Annotated in this window: 25 protein-coding genes; 21 read left to right on the forward strand and 4 right to left on the reverse strand. The window is 41.2% G+C overall.

Annotated features, from left to right (window positions below; all coding sequences use genetic code 11):
- Positions 1 to 129 precede the first annotated feature (129 nt).
- From JZO70_RS08790 to JZO70_RS08845, 12 genes are all read left to right on the forward strand, one after another.
- Entirely contained in the window at positions 130 to 1,689 is a 1,560-nt protein-coding gene (locus JZO70_RS08790) for a PTS transporter subunit EIIC (protein WP_207673183.1), read from the forward strand.
- A gap of 20 nt (positions 1,690 to 1,709) precedes the next feature.
- On the forward strand, positions 1,710 to 3,149 hold the full coding sequence (locus JZO70_RS08795) for a glycoside hydrolase family 1 protein (protein WP_207673184.1): 1,440 nt from the start codon (positions 1,710 to 1,712) through the stop codon (positions 3,147 to 3,149).
- 36 nt (positions 3,150 to 3,185) lie between these two features.
- Complete coding sequence (locus JZO70_RS08800; RefSeq protein ID WP_207673185.1) at positions 3,186 to 3,830, forward strand: YczE/YyaS/YitT family protein; 645 nt, start codon at positions 3,186 to 3,188, stop codon at positions 3,828 to 3,830.
- A gap of 51 nt (positions 3,831 to 3,881) precedes the next feature.
- Complete coding sequence (locus JZO70_RS08805; protein ID WP_207673186.1) at positions 3,882 to 4,397, forward strand: flavodoxin family protein; 516 nt, start codon at positions 3,882 to 3,884, stop codon at positions 4,395 to 4,397.
- Between the two features lie 303 nt (positions 4,398 to 4,700).
- On the forward strand, positions 4,701 to 5,525 hold the full coding sequence (locus JZO70_RS08810; RefSeq protein ID WP_207673187.1) for a PRD domain-containing protein: 825 nt from the start codon (positions 4,701 to 4,703) through the stop codon (positions 5,523 to 5,525).
- 175 nt (positions 5,526 to 5,700) lie between these two features.
- The gene (locus JZO70_RS08815; protein WP_207673188.1) at positions 5,701 to 7,344 is read left to right on the forward strand and encodes a PTS transporter subunit EIIC; all 1,644 of its coding nucleotides are present in this window, start codon (positions 5,701 to 5,703) and stop codon (positions 7,342 to 7,344) included.
- Between the two features lie 22 nt (positions 7,345 to 7,366).
- Positions 7,367 to 8,851, forward strand: a complete 1,485-nt coding sequence (locus tag JZO70_RS08820; RefSeq protein WP_207673189.1) for a family 1 glycosylhydrolase — start codon at positions 7,367 to 7,369, stop codon at positions 8,849 to 8,851.
- A gap of 1 nt (position 8,852) precedes the next feature.
- Positions 8,853 to 9,764: an ROK family protein gene (locus JZO70_RS08825; protein ID WP_207673190.1), complete on the forward strand. Its 912-nt coding sequence runs from the start codon at positions 8,853 to 8,855 to the stop codon at positions 9,762 to 9,764.
- An 11-nt stretch (positions 9,765 to 9,775) separates the two neighbouring features.
- On the forward strand, positions 9,776 to 10,270 hold the full coding sequence (locus JZO70_RS08830) for a PTS sugar transporter subunit IIA (protein ID WP_207673191.1): 495 nt from the start codon (positions 9,776 to 9,778) through the stop codon (positions 10,268 to 10,270).
- A gap of 74 nt (positions 10,271 to 10,344) precedes the next feature.
- Complete coding sequence (locus JZO70_RS08835; RefSeq protein ID WP_207673192.1) at positions 10,345 to 11,364, forward strand: Gfo/Idh/MocA family oxidoreductase; 1,020 nt, start codon at positions 10,345 to 10,347, stop codon at positions 11,362 to 11,364.
- The gene (locus JZO70_RS08840; protein WP_207673193.1) at positions 11,364 to 12,374 is read left to right on the forward strand and encodes a Gfo/Idh/MocA family protein; all 1,011 of its coding nucleotides are present in this window, start codon (positions 11,364 to 11,366) and stop codon (positions 12,372 to 12,374) included. Before JZO70_RS08835 ends, JZO70_RS08840 begins: the two co-directional genes overlap by 1 nt.
- A 142-nt stretch (positions 12,375 to 12,516) precedes the next feature.
- Positions 12,517 to 13,956, forward strand: coding sequence for a glycoside hydrolase family 1 protein (locus JZO70_RS08845; protein ID WP_207673194.1), 1,440 nt, complete (start codon positions 12,517 to 12,519; stop codon positions 13,954 to 13,956).
- Positions 13,957 to 14,260: 304 nt separating this feature from the next.
- On the opposite strand, the gene JZO70_RS08850 is transcribed toward JZO70_RS08845, so the two are convergent.
- The 3 genes from JZO70_RS08850 to JZO70_RS08860 all read right to left on the reverse strand — a co-directional run bounded on the left by JZO70_RS08850 (position 14,261) and on the right by JZO70_RS08860 (position 17,364).
- Complete coding sequence (locus JZO70_RS08850; protein ID WP_207673195.1) at positions 14,261 to 15,265, reverse strand: LacI family DNA-binding transcriptional regulator; 1,005 nt, start codon at positions 15,263 to 15,265, stop codon at positions 14,261 to 14,263.
- A 363-nt stretch (positions 15,266 to 15,628) separates the two neighbouring features.
- Positions 15,629 to 16,606: a hexose kinase gene (locus tag JZO70_RS08855; RefSeq protein WP_207673196.1), complete on the reverse strand. Its 978-nt coding sequence runs from the start codon at positions 16,604 to 16,606 to the stop codon at positions 15,629 to 15,631.
- The gene (locus JZO70_RS08860; protein WP_207673197.1) at positions 16,603 to 17,364 is read right to left on the reverse strand and encodes a DeoR/GlpR family DNA-binding transcription regulator; all 762 of its coding nucleotides are present in this window, start codon (positions 17,362 to 17,364) and stop codon (positions 16,603 to 16,605) included. Before JZO70_RS08860 ends, JZO70_RS08855 begins: the two co-directional genes overlap by 4 nt.
- Before the next feature lie 250 nt (positions 17,365 to 17,614).
- Between JZO70_RS08860 and JZO70_RS08865 the strand changes: the two genes are divergently transcribed.
- From JZO70_RS08865 to JZO70_RS08905, 9 genes are all read left to right on the forward strand, one after another.
- On the forward strand, positions 17,615 to 18,073 hold the full coding sequence (locus tag JZO70_RS08865; RefSeq protein WP_207673198.1) for a PTS sugar transporter subunit IIA: 459 nt from the start codon (positions 17,615 to 17,617) through the stop codon (positions 18,071 to 18,073).
- 24 nt (positions 18,074 to 18,097) lie between these two features.
- Positions 18,098 to 18,397, forward strand: coding sequence for a PTS sugar transporter subunit IIB (locus tag JZO70_RS08870; RefSeq protein WP_207673199.1), 300 nt, complete (start codon positions 18,098 to 18,100; stop codon positions 18,395 to 18,397).
- A 13-nt stretch (positions 18,398 to 18,410) separates the two neighbouring features.
- Positions 18,411 to 19,802, forward strand: coding sequence for a PTS galactitol transporter subunit IIC (locus tag JZO70_RS08875; protein ID WP_207673200.1), 1,392 nt, complete (start codon positions 18,411 to 18,413; stop codon positions 19,800 to 19,802).
- Positions 19,803 to 19,825: 23 nt separating this feature from the next.
- On the forward strand, positions 19,826 to 20,083 hold the full coding sequence (locus tag JZO70_RS08880; protein WP_207673201.1) for a hypothetical protein: 258 nt from the start codon (positions 19,826 to 19,828) through the stop codon (positions 20,081 to 20,083).
- Positions 20,084 to 20,096: 13 nt separating this feature from the next.
- Complete coding sequence (locus tag JZO70_RS08885; protein WP_207673202.1) at positions 20,097 to 20,846, forward strand: class II aldolase/adducin family protein; 750 nt, start codon at positions 20,097 to 20,099, stop codon at positions 20,844 to 20,846.
- Between the two features lie 354 nt (positions 20,847 to 21,200).
- Positions 21,201 to 22,076 (forward strand): aldo/keto reductase, encoded by an 876-nt coding sequence (locus tag JZO70_RS08890; protein WP_430748892.1) that lies wholly within the window; start codon positions 21,201 to 21,203, stop codon positions 22,074 to 22,076.
- 201 nt (positions 22,077 to 22,277) lie between these two features.
- Positions 22,278 to 22,949 (forward strand): ribulose-phosphate 3-epimerase, encoded by a 672-nt coding sequence (gene rpe / locus JZO70_RS08895; RefSeq protein WP_207673203.1) that lies wholly within the window; start codon positions 22,278 to 22,280, stop codon positions 22,947 to 22,949.
- A gap of 2 nt (positions 22,950 to 22,951) precedes the next feature.
- The gene (gene rpiB / locus JZO70_RS08900; protein ID WP_242703854.1) at positions 22,952 to 23,392 is read left to right on the forward strand and encodes a ribose 5-phosphate isomerase B; all 441 of its coding nucleotides are present in this window, start codon (positions 22,952 to 22,954) and stop codon (positions 23,390 to 23,392) included.
- Between the two features lie 25 nt (positions 23,393 to 23,417).
- Positions 23,418 to 25,214, forward strand: a complete 1,797-nt coding sequence (locus JZO70_RS08905; RefSeq protein WP_207673204.1) for a beta-glucoside-specific PTS transporter subunit IIABC — start codon at positions 23,418 to 23,420, stop codon at positions 25,212 to 25,214.
- An 85-nt stretch (positions 25,215 to 25,299) separates the two neighbouring features.
- On the opposite strand, the gene JZO70_RS08910 is transcribed toward JZO70_RS08905, so the two are convergent.
- On the reverse strand, positions 25,300 to 25,953 hold the full coding sequence (locus tag JZO70_RS08910; RefSeq protein WP_207673205.1) for a TetR/AcrR family transcriptional regulator: 654 nt from the start codon (positions 25,951 to 25,953) through the stop codon (positions 25,300 to 25,302).
- Positions 25,954 to 26,135 lie beyond the last annotated feature (182 nt).

Raw genomic sequence — 26,135 nt, forward strand, 5'->3', positions numbered from 1 at the left:
CCTTGCTCGCTGGCGTGTCACCCTTGAAAAAGGAGCATTACCCACAGCAGACTGAAAGCCCTATAGGCGTTTAGTTTGTCGTGGGTATTTTTATTTCCGTCAGGCAAGTTTGCCAAAGGAGGTTTTTCAATGGAACAAGCAATTAAACAATACTGCGGTGGGGACGATAATATCAAATTGTATCAACAAGATCATGAGCAGCTGCACATCACCGTGAAGGACCGCAGTTTAATCGAGATCAAGAAGTTAGAAAAAATCGCAGGAATTAAGCTGGTTCAATTAACCAACAGCCGGCTGAAAATAATACTTAATCAGGAGGAAAAGAAAATGGCAAAAGGGAAAAAGAGCTACACCAACATTGCACAAACGATCGTAGAAAATGTCGGGGGACAAGAAAATGTGTTAGGCATGCGCCACTGCATCACCCGGGTGCGTTTCCGACTGAAAGACGAAACTATCGCCAACGATGATGTCTTAAAAAATGCCGATGGGATTATTTCGGTAGTGAAAGCCGGCGGCGAATACATGGTAGTCATCGGCAATGAAGTAGCGGACGTGTACGAGGCCATTCGGAAACAGTTAGGATTAGATGGAGATACTGCGGTAGCTTCGGAGGAAAAAAGCGATAAAAAGGTCAATCCTTTTGTGAAGGTGTTAAACACGATTGTCGGCAGTATCAGCCCGGCCTTAAATTACATCTGTGCCGGCGGGGTGTTGAAGGGTTTGTTAACGATTTTGACCATGACCGGGATTTTGTCGGCTGACAGTGGACTTTATGTGGTGATGAATGCGATGGGAGATGCGGTATTTTTCTTCCTGCCACTTATTCTAGGCTACAACCTAGCAAGACATTTAGGTGGAGAACCGTTTCTTGGTTTGGTTATTGGTGCGATTTTATGCTATCCAACTGTCAACGGAGTGGATATAAATCTCTTCGGACAAGCAATTAATGCTACCTATACTAGTTCCTTCTTACCCGTAATTGCCATTACAGCGATTGCGATTCCGATTTCGAAGGTGCTGAAGCGCTACATTCCAGGTGCAGTGGAAGGCTTTTTAGTACCCGTTTTGACATTGTTGATTGTGATTCCTTTGGGCTTTGTATTTGTCGGACCAGCAGTGAATGCCATTGGTGGCGCGGTTAATAGTGGAATTACCTTCCTATTAAATAGTGTACCTCTATTGGCAGGTATGGTGGTTGCTGGAACCTATCAAATTATGGTGCTCTTCGGGGTCCATAGTGCTATGACCTCATTTTCATTCATGAATGTATTAGCTGGAAATCCCGATCAAGTCATGGCGATAGTTATGTTCCCAAGCTTTGCGCAAATCGGTGTTGTATTAGCAATGTATTTGAAAACAAAGGACCAAAAACTAAAAAGTATCGCATTGCCGGCCTTCATTTCAGGCGTTTTCGGAGTGACGGAACCAGCAATTTATGGGGTAACGCTGCCGCGCATCAAAATGTTTGTTGTCTCTTGTATTGGAGCTATGACTTCCGGTGCGATCGTGATGCTGTCTGGCATGACCATGTACAACTTTACTGGGATGGGTGTGGTGTCCTTGTTGGGGATGGTTTCACCAGAAAATCCTAGTTTTCTGTATCCAATTTTAGCGGCCGTAGTGCCTTTCGTTGTATCATTTTTTATCGCCTTTGTCGTATTCAATGACAAAGAAGCAAAAGCATAGAGAAGGAAGAGGGAAAACTAATGAGTAAGTTTCCAAAGGATTTTTTATGGGGCGGCGCAACAGCGGCCAATCAAGTGGAAGGTGCCTGGCAAGTAGATGGAAAAGGCGTCTCGATTTCCGATATTTGTACTGGCGGTTCCTATAATCAAAATAAACGAATTACGCCAGTGTTAGAGGAAGACACCTTTTATCCTTCCCATGACGCTATCAACCATTACTACCGCTTCAAGGAAGACATTGCCTTGTTTGCGGAAATGGGCTTCAAGGTGTATCGCTTCTCGATTGCTTGGACGCGGATTTTTCCAACCGGAGAAGAACGGGAGCCAAATGAAGCGGGACTGAAATTTTATGATCAAGTGATCGACGAATGTTTGAAGTATGGTATTGAGCCATTGATTACCATCTCTCATTTTGAAATGCCTTATGCCTTAACCGAGAAATACAACGGCTGGGTTGATCGTCGATTGGTAGAAATGTACGTTCGTTATGCCGAAGTATTATTCAAACGCTACAAGGGCAAAGTGAAATATTGGCTGACCTTTAATGAAATTAATTGCGCTACGATGGCGCAAGGAAATCTTCAAGGTACCGGAATTTTAAATGAAGGCTCTGTTGACTATATGAACCAAGTCGACGTTCCGCAGCTGCGCTTCCAGGCGTTGCATCATCAGTTTGTAGCCAGTGCTAAAGCAGTTCAGCTGGGACATGCCATTGATGAAAACTATAAGATCGGCTGTATGCTGGCAAACTTTACCAGCTATCCCTTAACACCTAATCCTGAAGACGTGTTGGCCAACCAAAAAGCCATGCGCATGTCGAACCATTTTTGCGGCGATATTCAAGTTCGGGGAGCTTACCCAACTTTTGCCCAGCGCTATTTTGATGAGAACAAGATTGTGATTGAAAAGATGGAGGGCGACGATGAGATATTAGCCGAAGGAACCGTTGATTACTATACCTTCAGTTATTATACTTCCTTCTGCCAAACAACTGATCCGAAAGAACTAGCCGCGGGGAATGTTTTTGGCGGGGCGCCCAATCCATATTTGAAAGCCAACGACTGGGGTTGGCAAATTGATCCATCCGGCTTACGTTTTGCCTTAAATGAAATTTATGATCGCTATCAAATTCCTTTGATGGTGGTGGAAAACGGCTTAGGGGCCAAGGATGTAGTAGAAGCAGACGGTTCGATTAACGACGATTACCGCATTGATTACGTTAAGCAGCACATTGAGGCAATGGGTGAGGCGATTTTGGATGGTGTAGATTTAATCGGTTATACACCGTGGGGATGCATCGACTTAGTTTCCTTATCTACCGGTGAAATGGCCAAGCGTTATGGGTTTATTTACGTGGATCGCCACGATGACGGCACTGGGGATTTTTCCCGCAAACGGAAAAAGAGCTTTTACTGGTATAAAAAGGTGATTGAAACCAACGGAGAAGAGTTGTCTGTGTAGATGCAGCTTTAGTTAAGACGGGATTAATAGAAGGGATTGGAGAATATCAAAAAAATAAAAAAGAAAAAGCTGCTGATGTTGGTGTTGGGAGTTCTGATTATCAGCCTAGGAACGGTGATATGCAAAAAAACCAGTTTAGGAGTCGATCCCTTCAACGCTTTTTGCATTGGACTATCCGAGGCGGTGTCCATTCATTTAGGGCCGCTGACCCTGCTGGTGAACAGCGTTTTGATCCTGATTATTTTACTAACGGGTCGCTCTTTTATCGGAATCGGCACAATTTTTACTATGGTATGTATCGGCTATTTTATCAGCTTTTTCGATACGATCATTCCCGATGTCCATTTTCAATTACTGGCGATTCCTAATATTCTCATATTCATCGTAGGAATGTCGGTAATGTGCTTCGGAGTGGCTCTTTATATCGAAAGCCAAATGGGGATGGTTCCTTACGATTGTTTTTCCTTTATTCTAGTCAAGCGGTTTGGTGGCAAAACCTTTGCCTACCGTATTGGACTGGATTGCACTATGTCTCTAGTGGCTTTTCTGCTGGGAGGCCCCATCAGTTTCGGCACGATTATTTTGGCCGGCGGTTTAGGACCACTGATTGATTTCTTTAGAGGACTCATTGGTAAATATTCCAGCTTAGCCAGCAGCAAAGTTGAAACGGAATTGAATTAATATTCTAAGAGGGGCTAAGTCTCCTCTTAGAGTGTTGGAAGGAGGTTTCATATGAATATATTGTTATTAAATGGAAGTCCAAGAACTAACGGAAACACTTCAGCATTGTCCCAAGCTTTCGCGGAAGAAGCACGAAGTAACGGACACCAAATTTCTCTGCAGCCGATCGGGCGGATGGACATTCGCGGCTGTAAAAATTGTGATGCCTGCCGTAAAACATTAACGGGCAACTGTATTCAAAAAGATGACATGCAAAAAGTGCTGCCTCTGATGGCTGAATGCGAGATGCTGGTGATTGCCTCGCCAATTTATTATTTCTCCCTGGCTGGCCAAATCCATTGCGCAATTGAACGGATGTACTCCTTTGAACGCTTACCAAAGCTGAAAAAAGCGGCGTTATTTTTGACCGCTGGCGGCAGCGGATTTACTTCGGCAATTCAAACTTATCAAGAAGCCATCATTCATCATATGCGGGCTGAAGATATGGGTATTATAAAGGCAGTCGGCAGCCAAGCAAAAACCAAAGAAAAGCAAGAAGAAGTCCGACGAATTGCTAGAAGTCTGTAGTATAAAAAGTGAAAAAGAATGAGTCCGCCGTGTTTGGTGTAAGGGTGGAAAAGAAGAGTGAAAACGATTGTCTAACGATTAAACAAATAGAAACCCATGATAAATCCCGAAAGCACGAATAATTGGAAAATTCAAAAAAAGTTGTTGACAACGCTTTCGGGGTTTGCTATGATTTGCTTGTAAATAAATATGGATTGTTACTCTTAGGAGGCACTACCATAATCATGATGACGAAACCTGTTGTTTTTGATGAGGGATCAGTGGCTGCTAAGAGTTTTTTTTCGTGGAAGGAGGGAGCGTCCAATGAGAGCAATCAAGAAGATTAATAATAATTTTGCTTTATGCAAGGACAATAATGATGTTGAAATGATTATATACGGACGTGGGGTTGGCTTTGGCAAATTCCCTTGCGACATTCCTTTGGAGCGAATCGAACGAACGTTTTACGATGTCAATGCAAAGTACTATTCTATTATCGAAAGCTTGCCATCTATGATCATTGAAGCCAGCGCCGCGATTGCAGAACAGGCGGAGCTGAAGCTGGATTGTGAATTGAATCCGAATTTGCCGTTTTCGCTGGCGGATCACTTAAACTTTGCTATCGAGCGGTTTGAAAAGGGAATGGACATTAATACACCCTTAGCCTATGATATTCGCTATCTTTATCCTAAAGAATATGCACTTGGAGTAGAGGGGATTGATTTATTAGAAGAAAAATTAGGCATCCGACTCCCAGAAAGTGAGGCAGTCAGCATTGCGTTGCATCTGATCAATGCGGAATCATCCGCTTCGGATATGCATTCCATGATGACTCGCACGCAGGTGATCTCAGATGTTCACCAGATTATTGAAAAAGATTTGGGAATTGAAATTGATATCAACAGTTATCAATTTTCCCGCTTTGCGACACACTTGAATTATTTAGTTCAGCGGTTGATGACTGGTGAAAGTATCCAAAAACAGGATGCCCACATGTTGAAGAAAATCGCCCGTGAATATCCAAACTATTATGAATGTGCCAAACAAGTCAGCAATTATTTTAAAAATACTTGGCAATGGACCTGCAGTGAAGAAGAAATTTTCTACTTGATGCTGCATATTTATCGAATACAAGAAAAAAATGAATAAGCAACCATGTATATGGAGCGTTAACCCGTAATGGGGCGTTATCCAGAGTAAATCATAGGCAGAAACGGTATTCTGCTTATGATTTACTCTGGATTTTCTTTATTTATGCCTACCCAATGGCGCGCGTTGGCTGGCATAAAGGTTAAATGAAATGATTTGAAATGGGGACCCGAAAATGGACAAACAAAGCATGCTTGAAAAAATTCTGCCATATATTGGCGGTGAAGAAAACGTGAGTCGATCAGAGATGATGGACACCACGTTGGTAATAATTCTAAAAGATCGTAATTTAGTTTCACTTGCAGATCTGCAACAAATGAAGGAATTGGAAGAAGTAGAATTACTGCGCAATCGTTTGAAGATAAAGGTTCAAACCGACAAACAGGAGGAGAAAACGATGAAAAACAATAAAAATAAAACCGAACTTGCAAAAGCAATTATTGAACAGGTTGGCGGCAAAGAAAATATTCGCAGCCTAAGACACTGTTATACTCGGCTAAGATTTAGTTTGAAGGATCAAAGCAAAGCTAACACCAGTGCTTTAGAAGAAACCGAAGGCGTAATCTCAGTAGTAACGAACTCAGAAGAATATATGGTGGTTATCGGAAACGACGTTGCGATTGTTTACAACGCCGTTTGTAATGAAGCCGGATTGAAGCCAGGAGAAGTTGTTGAAGAAAATCTGGATGATGAAGGAAAAAAAGGAAATATTTTTTCTCGCGTGCTAAGTGTCATTATGGCATCGATGCAAGCAATTGTGAATTTGATTTGTGCCTGCGGGTTGATCAAAGGTTTCCTTACCTTGATTAGTATGACCGGTTTTGTCCCGCCAGAAAGTGGTCTGTATATTTTAATGAACGGAATGGGAGATGCTATTTTCTTCTTCCTGCCGATTGCCCTAGGCTACAATTTAGCTAAAAATCTACACGGCTCGCCGTTTTTAGGCTTCTTGATTGGTGCGATCTTGTGTTACCCGACCTTGAACGGGGTGGACTTAGATTTCTTTGGGTATGTAGTCAATGCGACGTATACCGGTACATTCTTGCCGGTGGCTTTCATCGTCGCCTTAGCCGTTCCGATTGAACGTTATTTGAACCAGCATTTGCCAATGATGATCAAAGGTTTCTTAACTCCAGCAATTGTCTTGTTAATTACGATTCCGCTAGGATTTCTGATTATCGGCCCAGTCGCCAACGTGTTGGGTGTGGGAATCAATGATGGAATTACCGCATTGTTAGGCTTCAACCCGATTATTTGCGGCCTAGTGTTTGGAGCCATTTGGCAAATTTTGATTGTCTTTGGGATTCACGGTGTGCCATCAACTTTCATGTTTATGAACTTAGCAGCTGGCAATACCGATCAACTGCTGGCAATGTGCATTTTCGTAAACTTCGCCCAAAGTGCTGTAGTACTGGCTATGTATATGAAGACAAAATCACCAAAATTGAAATCAGTAGCTTTACCAGCATTTATCTCCGGCATGTTCGGAATTACTGAACCAGCCATTTACGGAGTAACCTTGCCGCGGATGAAGATGTTCGTCGTATCATGTATTGCAGCGGCTGTCGGCTGTGCCATGGTTGCGGTTCTAGGAGTAACCGGTTATGCCTTTACTGGTACGGGATTCTTCGCCATTCTAGGTATGCTTGATCCGGTGAATCCACAGATCCTGCCGGTGCTTATCGTAATTGCTACTCATTTCATCTGCGGTTTTGTTCTAACTTTCGTTACCTACAAAGATGAAGGAAAAGACTTGGAAGATGCTAAAAACCTGAATAAACAAGAAGCGCCAGAAGCAGATATTGCTACTCAAAACTAATCAACTTGGAGGAAATGAACGTATGCCAACATTTAAAAAAGATTTCTTATGGGGAGGCGCCATCTCTGCAGTTCAAGCAGAGGGCGCCTGGGACCAAGATGGACGCGGACCGGTTCTAATGGACATGCGTTCACAAGGATCGGTGAATGAACAACGAAAATTAACCTACAAACTAAAAGACGGAACCCCGGTGAAAGTTCCTTACTTTGCTGGGAAACTGCCGGATTTGCCAGAAGGTGCTTACTTTTCTCCAGTGGAGGATGAGATTTATCCCAGCCATGTCGGAAATGATTTCTATCACCGATACAAAGAAGACATTGCTTTATGTGCTGAAATGGGTTTTAAGATGTTCCGAATGTCGATTTCCTGGCCACGGATTTTTCCCAATGGTATCGAAGAATCACCCAACCAAAAAGGGTTAGATTTTTATCGCGATGTATTTCTTGAATTGAAAAAGTATGGAATCGAACCTTTGGTAACCTTGGAACATTTTGATGATCCGCTGTACTTGATTACGGAATTAGGGGGCTGGCTGAATCGTGAGTTAGTAGATCATTTTGTCCGCTATGCCGAAACGGTCATGCGGGAATACAAGGGCTTGGTAAAATACTGGCTGACCTTTAATGAAATCAACAACAGCTTAGCTATTTTGGACATGATAGCAGAAGCCTCCGATGAAGTGTATCAGGAAAGCTATCAAAAGCTGCACCATCAACTGCTGGCCAGTGCCATCGTTGTTGAGAAGGCTCGTACTATTTCAGAAGACTATCAAATCGGCTGCATGATTTGTGGCTTAGCCAGCTACCCGCTAACCTGTGATCCTAAAGATATGATCACTATGATGAAAAAAGATCAAAAGGATTTGTTCTATTGTGGAGATGTGCAAATTCGCGGAGAATATCCCGAGTTCGCCCACCGGCTGTGGGCTGAGCACAATGTGGCTATCAAGATGGAGGAAGGCGATTTAGAGCAGTTAAAACGTGGCAAAGTCGATTTTTGTTCCTTCTCCTATTACTGTTCCAGCTGCACAACAGACAAAGATGTTGAAATGGATGGCAAAGGCAACTTCTCCATGGGAGCAAAAAATCCTTATTTGGAATATTCGGCTTGGAGCTGGAGTATGGACCCAGATGGTCTGCGCTATTTGCTGAATCTATTATACGGACGCTATCATGTGCCGCTGATGGTGGTTGAAAATGGGCTAGGTGCTCACGATACCTTGGAAAGTGACGGTTCGATCCATGATGACTACCGAATTGAGTATCTGCAAAAACACATCGCAGCTATGAAGGAAGCGATTCATGACGGGGTTGAACTGATTGCTTATACACCATGGGGCTGTATTGATCTGGCTTCATCCTCAACCGGGGAAATGTCCAAACGTTACGGCCTAGTATATGTCGATCGGCAGGATGATGGAACCGGCAATTTTGATCGCTACAAAAAAGACAGCTTTTATTGGTATCAAAAAGTAATTGAATCCAATGGAGAGAATTTAGGGGGATAAGATGACGATGCAGCAGGAAAAACCTAACTGTTTATGCTTTGATGTCGGAGGCAGCTCCATCAAGTATGCACTGATTGATTCCAACCTAAATTTCAGCAACTATGGCAAAGTGCCTACTCCTTATGATGGAGTAGAAACCTATCTAACATGCTTAGAGGAAATTTTTGAATCTTTTAAAGATCAAGTAGATGCGATCAGCCTATCTGTTCCAGGGATCATTGATTCTCAACAGGGCATTTGTATTGATGCCGGAAGCCTCAAGTTTGCCAATGGCCTGCATCTGGTTGAAGAACTGGAGAAAAGGTGTCAGCTTCCGGTCTATATTATGAACGATGCCAAGTGTGCCGCTTTGGCAGAATCCCAATGGGGTGCGTTAAAGGATTGCAGTAATGGAGTAGTGATTGCGTTGGGAACTGGTATTGGTGGAGCCTTGATTTTGAACAATGAGGTGTATTCCGGCTCCCACAATGCTGCTGGGGAACTTAGTTATCTCAGTTTAAATAGCCATCTGGATGATACAAGAAATTTGCAGTGGGGAAATATCGGTAATCAAAAGCTGCTGCAGATGGTCTCAAAGGTGAAAAATATAAAGCAAGTAAGCGGAGAGCAGCTGTTTGAGTGGGTGGAAGCCGGGGATCAATTGGTGATCCAAGTATTGGACCACTTTACTAAAGAAGTAGCCCGAATGATCATGAATTTACAGTTTGTTTTAGATCCGGAGCGCTTTGCGATTGGCGGTGGAATCAGCCGACAACCGAAATTACTGGAGTATATTCAGAAAAATTTAGCTTATTTCTATGCGGTCTATCCCCATGAGGTAAGAAAGGCCGAGGTGGTTGCCTGCCAATACTTTAACGAAGCCAACTTGTTAGGCGCCTACAGCCATTATTTGAGAAGTTTCAAAACGCGATAGGAGGTGCACAAATGAACTTTTTCGAGAAGTTGAAAAATAGAGGTAAAAGCAGCTTTCCCATTGCTGTTGGGGCCAGTGCCACAGGGAAAATGGTTAAAATGGAGCAGCTTTCCGATCCAGTTTTCTCCTCAGGGGCGATTGGTCCCTGCTGCGGAATTGACCCGCAGGAAGGAAAAATCTATGCCCCGATTGATGGGGAAGTTGTCACGCTAATGGACTCCCTGCATGCGCTAGGGATAAAAGGAGCACAGGGCGTCGAAATACTCATTCATGTGGGTATTGACACGGTTAATTTGAATGGAAAAGGATTCCGAGCGCATGTGAAAGCTAAAGACAAGATTAAAAAAGGACAGCTGCTTTTGGAAATTGACCAAGCTGTCATAAAAGAAGCGGGTTATTTAGATACAGTAATCACGGTAGTAACCAATGGATCAGAATTTTCATCGGTTGAAGTGATGGATCAAAGTGACGTGCAGGTGGGAATGGATATTATGCAAATCCACTAGCTGCAAATTTGAAGTTAGAAAAAGATGGTTATTAGCTATTTTATAATAATGGAACTTATGAGAGGAAGATGTTGATGTTAGTCGCAGCATATATTGGTTTTGGCAATAGCGTAATCCGCTATCATTTGCCCTACGTAAATTTACGAAAAGATAAGGTGAAAGTTAAATATATTTATCGCCGAGAAGAAGATCGGGCACTTGAAGGGGAAAAAGAACGGGAAGCTTTGTACAAGGATTATATCTTTACCAGTCGGCTGGAGGATATATTGGAGGATCCGGAAGTCAATCTGATTGTTGTTAACACCCCTAATACTACCCATGTGATGTATGCAAAAATGGCTTTGGATGCAGGCAAAAATGTCTTAGTGGAAAAACCAATTGCCATGAACTATGAAGAAACTAAAGATTTATTGGAATATGCGAAAGAAAAAGAATTAACCTTGATGCCTAACCACAATCGCCGATTTGATACTGATTGTTTGGCGGTGAAGGATGCAATTGCCAGCGGCAAGCTTGGGCGATTAATCGAAATTGAATCCCATTACGATTATTTCCGCCAGGAGCACTTTTTAACAGAACCAGAAATGGTGATAGTATCCGGTCTAGGAATTCATACAACCGACCAAATTGTTTCAATGCTGGGTGTGCCAAAGAGATGTCAATATGATGTGCGCAGTGTCTATTTTGATAGTGGGGCCGATGATTATTTTGATATCGATTTATTTTATGACGGCATGAAAGCTATAGTAAAAACCAACTACTTAGTAAAAACCAAGTATCCGCGATTTATTGTTCATGGGGATCATGGCAGCTTTATTAAATATGGCGGCAAACACAATTCGGATACTTCTTACACAGAACCGATTCAGGTGAAGCTGGAAGTAGAAGATGAAAGTGATTGGGGCGTCATGGAATACGTGGACGAGCAGGGCGAGACCCATATCGAAAAAATCCCTAGCCAACCAACTGATTACGGCAGAATTTATGATGGATTGTACGAAACCATCATCAATCAGGCACCAAAATTGGTGGCCGATGAAGAAGTCTTGGCAGATATGAAAATAATTGAAGAAGCAATGGAGGCATGCATATAATGAGTCGGAAATTGAGAATTGGTACCGTGGGAACAGGTTTTATTGTTCAATTGTTTGCGGAAGCAGTGAGCCTAAGCGATCATGCGGAAATTACAGGAGTTTATTTACGAAATGAAGAAGTAACTAGCGGATTTGAAAAAATTATCAAGGTGGATACGGTTCATACTACCTTAGAAAGTTTATATAGTGATCCAAATGTGGATGCGGTCTACATTGCTACACCCAACAGCTTGCACTATCCAATTGCTAAAGCTGCTTTGGAAGCCGGTAAACACGTTATCTGTGAAAAGCCCTTTACTTCAAACAGCCGCGAAGCTAAGGATTTGATTGATTATGCGAAACAGCATCAATTGTTCTTGTTTGAAGCTATTACTATTGTCCATATGCCAAACTTTCAAGACATTAAGAAACGTTTGCCGGAACTGGGGGAAATTAGTTTGGTTCAAGCCAACTACTCTCAGTATTCAAGTAAATATGCTGCCTTAAAAGAAGGCGAACTGCCTAATGTGTTTAACCCAGCTTTCTCAGGCGGTGCCTTAATGGATATCAACATCTACAATCTTCACGGCATCATCGATTTGTTTGGCTTGCCGGAACGGGTGGAATACCAAACAAGAAAACATGAAAATGGCATTGATTTGGCGGGAATTGCGATGCTTCATTATAAGAATATGCCTTGTGTCTGTATCGGTGCCAAAGATTCTAAAAGCATGAACTATTTCCAAATTCAAGGGGACCAAGGTTATATCAATATTCCAGAAGGCATTAATGGGGTTCGCAGCTATGATCTTTGTATCGGCAAGGAAAGCGAAAATGTGAATTTGCAAGACAAAGAAAATTGGTGGTTTTATGAAGTCGATACTTTTGCCAAAATCTTTTTGGCCGATGATCACGCAGCAGCTGACAAACTTTTAGAACATTCATATGCTGTGATGCAAGTTATTGACCAGCTGAAAGATAGTGCTGATATTGTATTTAAAGCAGATCAAGTATACAGTTCAGTTCATTAATCGGCGTCTCGCATTTATCGTAAGTATTTTATGCGGTAAATGCGAGATTTTTTGATTGAAGCAATGTATAGACTTGGTGTGTTTAAAAAAGAATATTTGAACGCTATTCACATCCATATAGTAGAGAAAGAGGGAAAGTAAAATGAGTGTATTTCCAAAAGGATTTTTATGGGGCGGCGCGACCGCAGCCAATCAAGTAGAAGGTGCCTGGCAAGTAGAAGGTAAAGGCGTGTCTATTTCGGATATTTGTACCGGTGGCTCTTATAAGCAAAATAAACGAATTACTCCTGTGTTGGAGGAAGGAACCTTTTATCCTTCTCATGATGCTATCAATCATTACTACCGCTTCAAAGAAGACATTGCCTTGTTTGCAGAAATGGGTTTTAAGGTCTATCGTTTTTCGATTGCTTGGACGCGAATTTTTTCCACCGGCGAAGAGCTGACACCCAATGAGGCGGGGCTGGAATTTTATGATCAAGTGATCGACGAATGTTTGAAGCATGGTATTGAACCACTAATTACTATCTCTCATTTTGAAATGCCCTTTGCTTTAACTGCTAAATACAACGGCTGGGTGGAACGCAAGCTGATTGATTTATATGTCCGCTATGCCGAAGTTTTATTCAAACGCTACAAGGGCAAAGTGAAATACTGGCTGACCTTTAACGAAATCAACAGCGCTACCATGCCTCAAGGTAATTTGCAGGAAGCTGGGATTATTAATAAAGGCACGATTGATTACATGAACCAAGTCGACATTCCGCAGCTGCGTTTTCAGGCATTGCATCATCAGTTTGTAGCCAGTGCGAAAGCAGTACAATTAGGTCATGCTATCGATGAAAATTACCAAATCGGCTGTATGTTGGCCAACTTTACCAGCTATCCTTTGACACCAAGTCCAGAGGATGTACTGGCTAATCAAAAAGCGATGCAAATGTCCAATCATTTTTGCGGCGATATTCAAGTTCGCGGAGCGTACCCAAGCTTTGCTCAGCGCTACTTTGACGAAAATAATATCGCAATCAAAAAAATTGAAGGGGACGACGAAATATTAGCCAACGGTACGGTAGATTATTATACCTTTAGCTACTATACTTCCTTCTGTCAGACCACCGATCCTGAGGAACTGGCAGCCGGCAATGTCTTTGGCGGGGCACCGAATCCTTACTTGAAAGCCAACGACTGGGGCTGGCAAATTGATCCTTCTGGCTTGCGCTTTGCTTTAAATGAAATTTACGACCGCTATCAAATTCCGTTGATGGTGGTGGAAAACGGCTTAGGCGCCAAGGATGTCGTTGAAGCAGATGGCTCGATTAATGACGATTATCGGATTGATTATATTAAGCAGCACATTGAAGCTATGGGAGAAGCAATTTTGGATGGCGTAAACTTAATCGGCTACACACCATGGGGATGTATTGATTTAGTTTCGTTATCTACCGGTGAAATGGCCAAACGTTACGGCTTTATTTACGTGGATCGTCATGACGACGGCACCGGGGATTTTTCTCGCAAACGGAAAAAGAGCTTTTACTGGTATAAGAAAGTGATTGAAACCAACGGGGAAGAGTTGTCTATGTAAAAGAAACTTTAGGCGCGCGCTTTTGGATGATTACCCAAAAGCGCACGACGTATTGAGAAAGGATTTGGGATTATCAAAAAGGTAAAAAAGAAGCTGTTGATCTGAGGATTCGAAGTAATCGAAAAGTACAATAATCAAACTATTATAATAGAAGAAAGTGGTACATACAAAAAGAATGAATGTCAAAAAGAAGGAGAATTTACGGTGTTGCTTTAGAAGGAAAAAGCGATGAAGCTGGCAAAAACAAATACTGGCTCAATCCAGTGGAAACCGGAAAAAGCCAGTAGAAACTTTATGCTGCAGCTTAGGTAGATTCTCTTCTAATCAATTGCACTGGAACCAAAGAAATTTCCCCTTGAATCTCCTTGTTGCCGTCGATTAGTTTAATCAGGGAGCTTGTCGCCATTTCAGCAATTTTCTGAGTATCTTGATTAATTGAAGTGAGGCGGGGAGCTGAATGCTGACCGGCCGGCACATTATCAAAGCCGATTACTTTCATCTGGGCTGGCACTGCAACCTCAAACTCCCTAAGATAATCCAAAATATTTAAAGCAATATCATCATTAATGGCGAATAGTCCATCCACGTCATTTTGCTGCTGCAAAAATTCCTGCAAGCTTTTCTTATCGTGACTTGAATCCAGGTTAAAATCAAGCCGATGCTTGTCTGGGTTAAAGGAGTAATTGTTCTTCTTTAACGCATCCTTGAAACCGTCTAAGCGTTCTTTGGCGCTGGAGGAGTTGCGCTGATGCATGACAATTATCGGGTGCTTCACTCCTTGCTGCAAAAGATGCTCGGCTGCTTCGAAGGCGCCTTGGTAGTGATTAGAAGAAACGAATACCGTTTTATTTTTTTCCTTGGGTTCTCGGTCGATACAAATGTAAGGAATCGTTTTTTTATCATTTTGCACCTGGAATTCAAACTCATCGGCGCCAGAAATAATAATTAAGCCGTCGATCATTTTTCCCTCCAGCATGGAAAGGTAGGCAGCTTCTTTCTCAACATTTCTTCCCGTATTACAGATGATGGTAGAGTACCCTTGATCAAACAAAATCGTCTCGATCTTTTCTACTACATTCGCAAAAAAGTAGTTGGTAATATCGGGAACCAAAATCCCGATGGAAAAACTTTTATTCATCCGCAGCGTTTTGGCGGAATAATTCATTTGATAGCCGGTTTCTTCCATCACACGCAGCACTTTTTGCCGCGTCTCTTCAGAAAAACGACCATTATTATTAATGACTCTGGAAACTGTGGCCGTTGATACCCCGCTAAGCTTAGCAATTTCTTTAATTGATATATTTTTCAAATTTACACCTCATTTGAGTTAACGATTACCCTATCATTTTACACAAACCAGCAAGGAAATAAAAGAATTATTTTTTTCATTGACAAACAGAACTGTAGAATGCTACTATATGGCCATTGAGTAAACGATTACTCAATAGAGTTTTATTTTAATCGAACGGTATGTAGACTAGTGGAAGCAGTCGAATTGCAGCCCATTGGATAGTTGAATTGGTTGGGAAAAGAAAACTCCAGCCCCAAAAGAGAGGAAGTTTTGCTGCATATCAACATTATCAAGAAGCTCTTCCAGTAAAGTATCCGGCTGCTTAACAGGTGAAGCATGAAAAACCCAACATTAGGAAAAAACCTATTGTTGGGTTAAGGATTAATATGCATTTTGTGTATATCTCGTTACTAATTTTTTGACTTGTATTTGTGAGCAGAATTCTTGGACTTTATTAGGATCAATTTTTCCCACTTCACCATGTTGGGCATTTGACATCCCGCAAGCCATGGAATATTTCAAGGTATCTTCAACGGAAAAATCATTGACAACTGCGTGGGCGAAACCACCGACACTGGCATCACCAGATCCCGTTGTATTAATAATGGGAATTGTTGGGATGGTTATATCATAATAATCAGCGCCAACTTTACAGAGCGCACCTTCCTCGCCGCAGGATATCATAATATACTCTATTCCATCAAAAAGCGGATGTTCCAACTCTTTTAAAGCTTCTTCTTTAGATGAAATATCTTTATTCAAAATTTCCCCAAGTTCGTGAGTATTTGGTTTAATAAAGGTTGGTTTATACGTCTTGCTTTTCAATAGAGAAATTAATTGTTGTTGCGAAACGTCCATAAATACCGGAATAGTTTTGGAAATATTTTCTCGAATATAAGTAAGCATATCTAAGTAGACATGTTCGTTGCAAGAGTTTATGGACCCTGAAATACAGATTAAATCGACGGAATCTTCCTTGCATTTTCTGCTGATTCTATTTAATAATTCTTTTGTTTGAACATCAGAAATTTCAGGACCGCTTTCGACTATTTCAGTATGCGTATTATTATCATGCATGATGGTGATCGCTTTTCTTGTTTTCCCATTCGTCTCTAACATATCAAGACTGCATAAATCCTCCCGCACCAGGTAATTTTTTACCATTTTGCCAAACTCGCCGGCCAGATAACCTGTTAATAATACTTTTGAACCAGATAAAGCTGCTGTTCTGCCAGCGTTGATGCCTTTTCCACCAACTGATTGAGTTGGATCAACAAAACGATTCATTTTCCCTAATTGAAAATGGTCAATTGAATACGCAAAATCCATAGATGGATTCATTGTTATGGTTATTATCACTCATATTCCTCCTTGAGTATCTTTACATGCTTGCTGTAACGATCGAATACTTCTTGGGGGATTTTGTCATCAGTAATTAGATAGTCTACTTGGTCCAGTCTTTGGAAGGTATACACATCGGCTACATCCAGCTTTGAGCTATCTGCTATCACACAAGTTGTTTTCGCTTTAGCAAAAGCAGCATTCTGTACCGCACCTTCGTCAAATTGAGCAGTGGTTATATTGTTTTCAAATATTCCATTGGTAGCGACAAAGGCCATATCAATATTGAGATTGTCGAATGATCGCACGGCTACCTCGCCAATGAACTCCTCAGTCGTTGGAATAAATTCGCCTCCAGTTAATAGAATCCTAAAATCAGTGTTGTCCTTTAAGTAGTTAAAGGAAATCAGGCTGTTGGTAATAATAAACAGGCCTTTTTTTGTAATTTCAGGAAGCGCATGGAGAACGGTCGTACCGGCACCAAGAAAAAGAATGGAATTGTCTCGGATAATTGAATTCATAATCCGCCCAATGTATTTTTTTTGATCCACATGGCTTTGAATTTTTTCATCCGTTGATAATTCTTTCTTTTCTACATCTAATTTCTGAGCTCCACCGTAAAGTTTTGTCAGTTTATTTTGTTTTGCTAATTCATTAAAGTCACGACGAATCGTCATTTCAGAAACGTTTAGTCGTGATGCGACATCTGTAATAGTCAAAAAGGTGTGTTGTTGGATTAATGAAAGGATTTTGTTTTGACGTTCTTCTTTTAACATAGAACAGTTCCTCCTTAGATTGTTGGACATTGTTAAGGTTTGTTATAAATCGATGTTAGCTTCATTATATAGATTTTCTAAAGCTATTTCAAGTTAAACGATGAAAGAATATGTTAAAGTTTGTTAAAAGAAAACGTTGACAGCCGGGATTTTTCCGTGTAATATGTTCCTTGTAGAACAAAGTCGAACAATAAAACAAAAAGGTTAACAAAGATTGACTTTGGTTTGCAAAATCAAGGAGGTGTTGAGGATGGACTATAAATCGATGTTTAGTCCCAAGCTGATTGATTTATCAGTGGAGGCTTCAACGGAAAATGAAGCGTTCGAAAAAGTTGCTGAGAAGTTAATGGACGAGGGGATGGTAAATGGCAGCTATCTGACTGGTATTGTGAAGCGAGAAGCCGAGTTTCCAACGGGTTTAATCACACAATATACTAATATTGCTTTACCTCATTCAGACCCCCAATATGTGGAGAAGGCTTTTGTCTATGTGTGTCGTCTAAAAGGTGAAGTGTCCTGTCGTCAAATGGGTGATAGCCAAGAAATGAGCACGAGGGACTTATTCTTCCTAGGAATTAAGGACGGTAAAAACCAAGTGGGCTTGTTACAAAAATTTATGAATTTGTTTATGGATGAAGCGTTTGTTAATCAGTATTTATCAATTCAGGATAACGAAGAGATGTATGAACTCTTCATGAATCATTTTTAAAAAAGAAAACTGGAGGAAAAAAGAATGAAAAGAAAATTAATTGTAGCATGTGGCAGCGGAGTTGCAACGAGTCAAACGATTGCAAGTAAAATTGCAGGTAAATTTGAAGACGACGGAATTAATTGTCAAGTAGAAGCAGTGGATTACAAATCAATCCAAAATGAATTGCCTGCTGCAGGGATTTATGTGTACATTGCTCAACCAGATGCGGATGTATTATCAAAAGCTGAAGAGTTAGATGTAAAAGTTTTTCCAGGAGTGCCTTTTTTAACTGGTATGGGTGCTGATGATATCTACGACCAGATTACCAGTCTTTTAAGATAAGGAGGAGAACACGATGACGATTTTTCAAGATATTGTTAATTATATTTTAGGCCTAGGATCGGCAATCTTCGTTCCGTTAATCATCTTAGTTTTAGGTTTATTAGCTGGAATGAAATTTAAAAGAGCCTTCATGTCGGCGATTACTTTAGGGATTGCCTTTACCGGAATGTCGATGGTCATCAACTTTATGTCTGCTGCTGTAAGTCCCGCTTCCGAAGCGCTGGCAACTAATACAGGCATCAATTTACCAGCACTAGATTTAGGATGGACAGGTGCCGCAAGTATCACTTGGTCATGGTCTTATGCTTTTGTATTTTTCGCAGTAACTATTGGCGTCAATTTCGCTATGTTGGTGTTTAACTTAACGAAAACCTTGAACGTAGATATGTGGAATGTTTGGGGAAAAGCACTGACCGCCTACTTAGTCTACTATGTATCTGGGAATCTAATCGCCGGATTTATTACGGCAATTGTGCAAGTTATTCTTGAATTAAAGCTTGGAGATATGTTCCAAAAACACATTCAAGATTTGACGGGAATTCCTTTAGTAACGGTTACACATTTTATGACTTCATCGGCTGTATTGCTTTTACCGTTTAACATGATTATGGATAAAATTCCCTTCTTCAATAAAAAAGCGGATGCAAATGCGTTGAAATCAAAACTGGGTATTTTCTCAGAAAATTCAGTGATGGGATTTATTATTGGTCTAGGATTGGGGCTAGCTGCAGCTTACGGCATTTCCGGCTCGCTGAATCTAGCAGTGCAGGTGGCAACAGCGATGGCTTTATTCCCAATGATTTCTAAAATGTTCATGCAATCATTGTCTCCTCTAGCAGATGCGATGTCTGAATTTATGAAACGTAAATTTAAAGATCGGGAAGTATTCATTGGCTTGGATTGGCCGATTTTAGCTGGCCGTTCAGAAATTTGGGTAACAGCGATTTTGCTGGTACCAGTTTTCATCGGTTACGCGATCATCTTACCAGGCAATCAAGTATTGCCTTTGGCTGGAATTATTAACTATGCGATTGCTGTAGGCGGCTTACTGCTTACTGGCGGTAACTTAGCTCGTATGTTGGTTCTAGGTGTGATTACTATGCCAATTTATCTTTATGCTGCAACCTATTTAGCACCGATTTTGAGCGGACTAGCTGAATCAACGGGTGCGGTAGAAGGTTTCCAAAGCGGACAGCTAATTACTTGGTCCTCGATTGAAGGAGCCGAATTCAGAATTTTCTTTGCGGAAGCCTTTAACATGAATCCGTTGGCTATTGGTGCCGTGATCGTCTTTGTCGGCTTGTTCTACCTGTTGAACAAATACATGAATAACGCGAAGGTTCCAAGTCAACGCTACGAAGAAGCAAAAGAAAAAGATACGAATTTAAAAGCAAAACAGGCCTAGGATTTATCTGAAAGGGGTTTTTAATGATGGAAAAAGTCAGTCGCTTAGGATGGTGCGGTATTTTATACATCACCATTCTGCTATTCGTGCTAAATCTTTCTTTACAAGTTTCGTTCCTGAACATTGTCATCATCGGCATCGCCATCATCATTTACAAGTATGGAAGTCCGGTCATGTTTAAGGAATACGAGGAAAAAAGAAAGAAAAAGCTAAATGACTCTCAAGTCATTAAAGACGCCGCCAGAGAAGTGTTATCGTCTGGAAAACTTTTTAAAAAGTGATGGAGGAAAAAGAATGTCTGATGGACGTATGATTTTTGAAAGAGAAAGAGAAGATTTAGCTGGGATTGTAAAGCTGATTTTCGCACGGAAGCTAACTAATGTTGCTGGAGGGAATTTCTCCTTTTTAGCAGAAAAAGACAACAAAGAATATATTATCATGACGCCAACGATGATGTCTGAGGCTTACCTAGGCGATCTTTCGGCTTCACAAATTTTAGTGGTGGACATGGAAACCCGAGAAGTCATCAGTGGAGTAGGCAGTTTGACACGAGAAATCAATATGCACCAAGCGGTTTATCAAACCAACCCTAAGATCAAAGCTGTGCTGCATGCTCACGCACCAAATGCGATGTTCTGGGCAACAAGTGGACTGCCAATGCCTAACTTAACCGAAGCTACCCAAAAAGTTGGCCCAGTTCCAGTGATGAAATTTGCACCAAACTGCTCAGAAGAATTAGCCGAAATTACCAGCACATATATTCGTGAAAACGATCTGCCAGTTCCTCATATGCTGCTATTAGACAGCCACGGGGTGTTAATCAACGCAACTGGCGATACCGGAATGATGGCGATCCATAAAGCATTGTCTATTTTAGACACAGTGGAGTGGAATGCTGAGATTGCTTACAAGCAAGCGATCTTCCAAGCCTTAGGAATCACCGACTTCTTCCATTCTAAAGGGGAAGACATTGCTACATTGGATGATCTAAAAGCCAACGAAGCAATCTACAACCGAGCAAAAGTTGCCGCTGGCGGAGACTAAAACAAACGAAAGATTTAGTACTTTTGACAACAAAGAAACTACTGATTTAGTAAGAATTCTACAACCATATTTACGATTAGTATTCAACAATCTTTTTTAGAGGATATGAAGCTTGTGCAGTATATTGTACAAGCTTTTTTAGTATCATAAAAAAACCTTGGTATTCTTAAAATCAATAGCTGGATATAAAATATGGGTATTTGGCATTCTATACTAAGTAAGATAATCTTATGCCACACAGTAATTCGCTTTAATCTAATTGAGTTTAGAGAATTCATTATCAACAGAAATTTTGATTGGTATTTGATTTGGTTAAAGCAGTAAGAGCAATGCAAATTATTAAGGAGTGAACTTATGGTAAATCGAATTGTAAAAAATGTTCAACTGAACAACGGAATTGAAATGCCTATGGAAGGTTTTGGGGTTTTTCAGGTAACAGACTTAGCTCAATGTGAAGAGGTGGTCTCAAAAGCTATAGCAGCAGGCTATCGTCTTTTCGATACTGCCAGCGTCTACCAAAACGAGGCTGCTTTGGGTAATGCTATTCGCAAAAGTGGAGTTGCCCGTGAAGAGTTTTTTATTACAACAAAAGCCTATATTCAGGAAATGGGGTACGAAAACACCCTGAAAGCCTTCCAGCAATCGATTCAAAAGTTAGGACTGGATTATCTAGACTTGTATTTGATTCATCAACCATTCGGAGATTATTACGGCGCTTGGAAAGCAATGGAGGAACTATATAGAGCCGGAAAAATTCGTGCTATCGGAGTTAGTAATTTTTACGGAAGCCGACTGGTGGATTTTTGTCTGCATGTAAATGTTGTTCCAGCAATTAATCAAATTGAATTACACCCATTTTACCAGCGAGCGGACGAGCTGAAGCTTATGGCCGAATACGGCGTTCAACCACAAGCGTGGTCACCTTTTGCAGAGGGGATGAATGATTTGTTCCATAATCCAACTTTAGAAACTATTGCGAAAAAATACAATAAAAGTATTGCCCAAGTTGTGTTGCTTTGGAATATTCAAAGAGGGGTAATTGTCATTCCTAAATCCGTACAAAGTGAAAGAATAGCAGAAAATTTGGATATTTGGGATTTTGAATTAGCCACCAAGGATATGGAAACTATCGCGACCCTTGATACAGGAAAGTGTCTGATGTTTGACCCGTTAGACCCCAGTGAAGTCAAGAGAGTCATTGATTATGTGAAAAATCCGGTTCTTCGGTAGTTTGGTGATTAAAAAACGGCTTCGACAATAGGATCGAAGCCGTCGATTACTTTACACAAACCAGCAAGGAAATAAAAGAATTATTTTTTTCTGTTGACAAATAACCAAGCAGGGTGCTATGATGTGTCCATAGAGTAATCGATTACTCATATTATTTTTTAGCTTTTGAGTAATCGTTTACCCACAAAAGGAGGAACTATTATGAATCATTTAATCTGTCCGTCAATGATGTGTGCCGATTTTGCTAATTTGTCTGAAGAAGTGGAAAAATTGGATGCTGGGGGAGCCGACATCTTTCATGTCGATATCATGGATGGCAGCTTCGTCCCCAACTTCGGAATGGGACTGCAGGATTTTGAACTAATTAGAAACACCACCGATAAATTAGTGGATGTCCATTTGATGATTATGAATCCCATTAAGCACGTGGAGATGTTTGCGGAAAAAGGAGCGGATATCATTTATATTCATCCCGAAGCTGATTTGCAGCCGGCGCGAACCATCGACTTAATCCATAGCTTAGGGAAAAAAGCTGGGATTGCCTTGAACCCGGGAACATCAGTTGAAAGTGTAATAGAGCTGTTGGAGCTGATTGATTACTTGATGATTATGACGGTGAATCCTGGTTTTGCCGGGCAAGCCTACTTAGAATACACCAATCAAAAGATCCGCAAAGTCTGCCAACTGAAAAATAACTATCACTATCAAGTGATGGTGGATGGCGCGATTTCACCACAAAAAATCAGCGAATTAAGTGAGCTGGGGGTGGAAGGTTTTGTATTAGGAACTTCTGCCTTATTTGGAAAAGAACAAACATACGAAGAAACTATTTTAAAACTAAAAGAGACTAACTTAATGAAAGCAGGAATTTAATCATGAAAATAGCTATCGGAAGCGACCACGTAGGAATCGAAATGAAGCCGCAAATCATTGAATTTTTAACAGAGCTGGGGCACGAAGTCACCGATTTTGGACCAGACTCTTCAGAACGAACCGATTATCCAATCTACGGCAAAAAAGTTGCCGAAGAAGTGGCGGCTGGAAACTTTGACAAAGGCATCTTAATTTGCGGGACTGGCGTAGGCATTTCAATTTCTGCTAATAAGGTCAAAGGTATTCGCGCAATTGTCTGCAGCGAACCTTACTCAGCTAAGCTTTCAAGAATGCACAACAATACCAATATTTTAGCCTTTGGTTCTCGCGTGATCGGCATCGAGCTGGCGAAAATGATTGTGACGGAATGGCTGACGGCAGAATTTGAAGGTGGCCGACATGCCAATCGGATCAAGATGATTAGCGAAATCGAAAACAATTAATATAGTAGAGAAAGGATCGATAAAAATGGAAAAAAAGTTGGGTAAACGCATTTTGTCTTTTGTAGGAAACGAAAATAATATTCAATCCATCACCCATTGTGCCACCAGATTGAGGATGTCCTTCAAGGATCGAACACTGGTAGATGAAGAGGCCATCAAACAATTAAACGGCGTATTAGGAACCATGGAAAAGGGTGGGCAATTCCAAATCATCATCGGCCCGGCGGTAAATTCGGTTTATGCTGAAATGATCGAAGGAACTAAGTTTGAAGGCGAAACCGTTAGCAGTGACTCAAAAGAGAAGAAAAATATCGTGACGGTCTTTTTAGACACGGTGGCTGGGATATTCACACCGCTGCTGCCGTTGTTGGCTGGTTCTGGGGTATTAAGAGGAATCGTTTTACTGCTGACGCAACTAGGCTGGTTATCGACCGAAAGCAGTACCTACACTATTTTGACCGTTTCCTCGACAGCAGTCTTCTACTTTTTACCACTGTTATTAGCCTTCACCTCGGCGAAAAAATTTGGCGCCAATCAATATATCGCGGTAGCCATATTAGGGGCATTGATCATGCCGGATTTCGTCGCCTTAATGGGAGACGGCGGCAATGGTACTATGTCTAGCTTTATTGGTATTCCAGTTGTTTTAATGGGCTATAGCTCGACAGTTATCCCAGCCATTTTAGCGGTCTGGTGTCAATCAAAGCTGGAGAATCTATTAAGGAAAATTATTCCGGTAAGTCTGCATTTATTGTTCGTATCATTAATCACCTTACTGGTAATGGTTCCCTTAACCGCAATAGTTTTTGGACCATTCGGCGTTTATGTTGGTCAAGGATTTGCTGGGCTAGTTAACAGCTTGATGAGCTTCAACGGCTGGATCGCCGGCGCATTCATCGGCGGCATCTGGAATGTCATGGTAATTTTCGGTCTGCAATGGGCGGTCAATCCGGTAATGATTCAAAATATCAGTATTCTAGGCTATGACCGAATTGTACCATTAAGCAGTGCTGCTAACTTTGGGATGGCCGGGGCCGCATTCGGTACCTTGCTGAAAACTAAAGACACGAAAATGAAATCCTTCTCACTATCGGCATTGCTTTCGATTTTCTTTGCGGGGATCACTGAGCCTGCTATCTATGGAATCGCCGTTCGTTACAAACGGCCACTAATTGGTGCGATTATCGGTGGGGCAGTAGGCGGAGCTTTCATGGGTGGTATGAGTGTTAATGCCTATGCGTTTGTTTTTGGCGGCTTGACTACCATTCCAGCATTTGTTGGTGACACGTTAATCTACTATGTCATCGGCTTGTTCATCTGTTTTACTGTAGGAACAATCGCTACCATGATCTTAGGCTTGGATGAAGGGGAAGTGACAGTTGAGAACAGCAATCCAAATGAAAAGTCTGAGATCAAGGTTCCTCTACATGGCCAGTTAATTAAACTAGAGGAAGTGAACGACGAAGTTTTCTCAAGCGGTATGATGGGTACTGGCTATGCAGTAAAACCGACAGTCGGCAAGGTTTACGCACCTTTTAATGGCGTTGTTACCATGATTTTTCCAACGAAGCATGCCATTGGCTTAACCTCAAATGATGGCACTGAGCTATTGATCCATATTGGGGTAAACACAGTGGAATTAAATGGGAAATACTTTGAGACCTTTGTCGCTCAGGGGGATAAGATTGAACAAGGGCAGCAGCTGATTGCCTTTGATATCGAAAAAATCGAAGCGGCCGGCTATGATGTAACAGTACCAGTGGTCATCACCAACTCGGATGAATTGTCGCAAGAGTCAGCGGTTCTGGAGTTTGGAAATTAAGCTATAAAAAGAAGAAGCTTATCCAGATATTTTGGATAAGCCTCTTCTCATTTATCAATGGAAGAACAGCAGCCTCGCACTCGAACTAAGCGTTACAGTAATGATTTAGATTCATAAGAATAAAGGCTTTCAGGTTCTCACGAAAATCAATTTCCGGCACTTGAATATTTTCCTTAGCTAGCGCCTCTGAAATCAACGGGTTCCATTTGGAAATACTTTGGATTCCCACGGCATGGTAATGAACATTCAGGTAAATATTATGGGCATCCTCGTGAGAAATCCCCAGCTGTGAGCTGAGTCGGCTGCACAGTTCATCGGTTTTTTCATAATAGCGTTTCTTAAAAGCAGCTAGGCGGTCAACGTTGACATTGGTCTCAATGATGGTATGCAAAATATCACTGTAACGCAGGTAATCTCGGTGGGCATTGATGATGCCGGCCCACACTTCAGCAACTACCCCAATCGAATACCCATTGTCTTCAGGGAAAGCCGCTTTCAAGGCAGCGTAGTAAGTATCTCTTTTATCAGCAGACAACTCTAAAAATATGTCCTCTTTAGTTGAAATGTATTGATACAAATTCGCTCTAGTCAAATTTAGTTTTTTGGCAATGGTAGTGAGGGTAATATCATGATAAGGCATCTGGGAAAACAATTCGTCCACCGCTTGCTTAATATCCATCATCCGCTGTTCTTTTTGTTTTTCGCTGCGGGCTCGCTTGAATTCTGTCATCTTTTCCATCTTCTTTCTTTCTAAAACCTGGAATTATTTCTCTTACAAGCAGTGTAACATAAAAAAAAGCCCTTGATAAGATTCTTTCTATATGTTAATCTCTTTATAAGTTACACATAGTTAATTAATATGTGTTTAATAAACGGATAGTAAGGAGTTGTAAGAGATGCCAATCATTCGTTTAGAGTCAA

The organism is Candidatus Enterococcus moelleringii (assembly GCF_017377575.1).
Classification (GTDB): domain Bacteria; phylum Bacillota; class Bacilli; order Lactobacillales; family Enterococcaceae; genus Enterococcus_A; species Enterococcus_A moelleringii.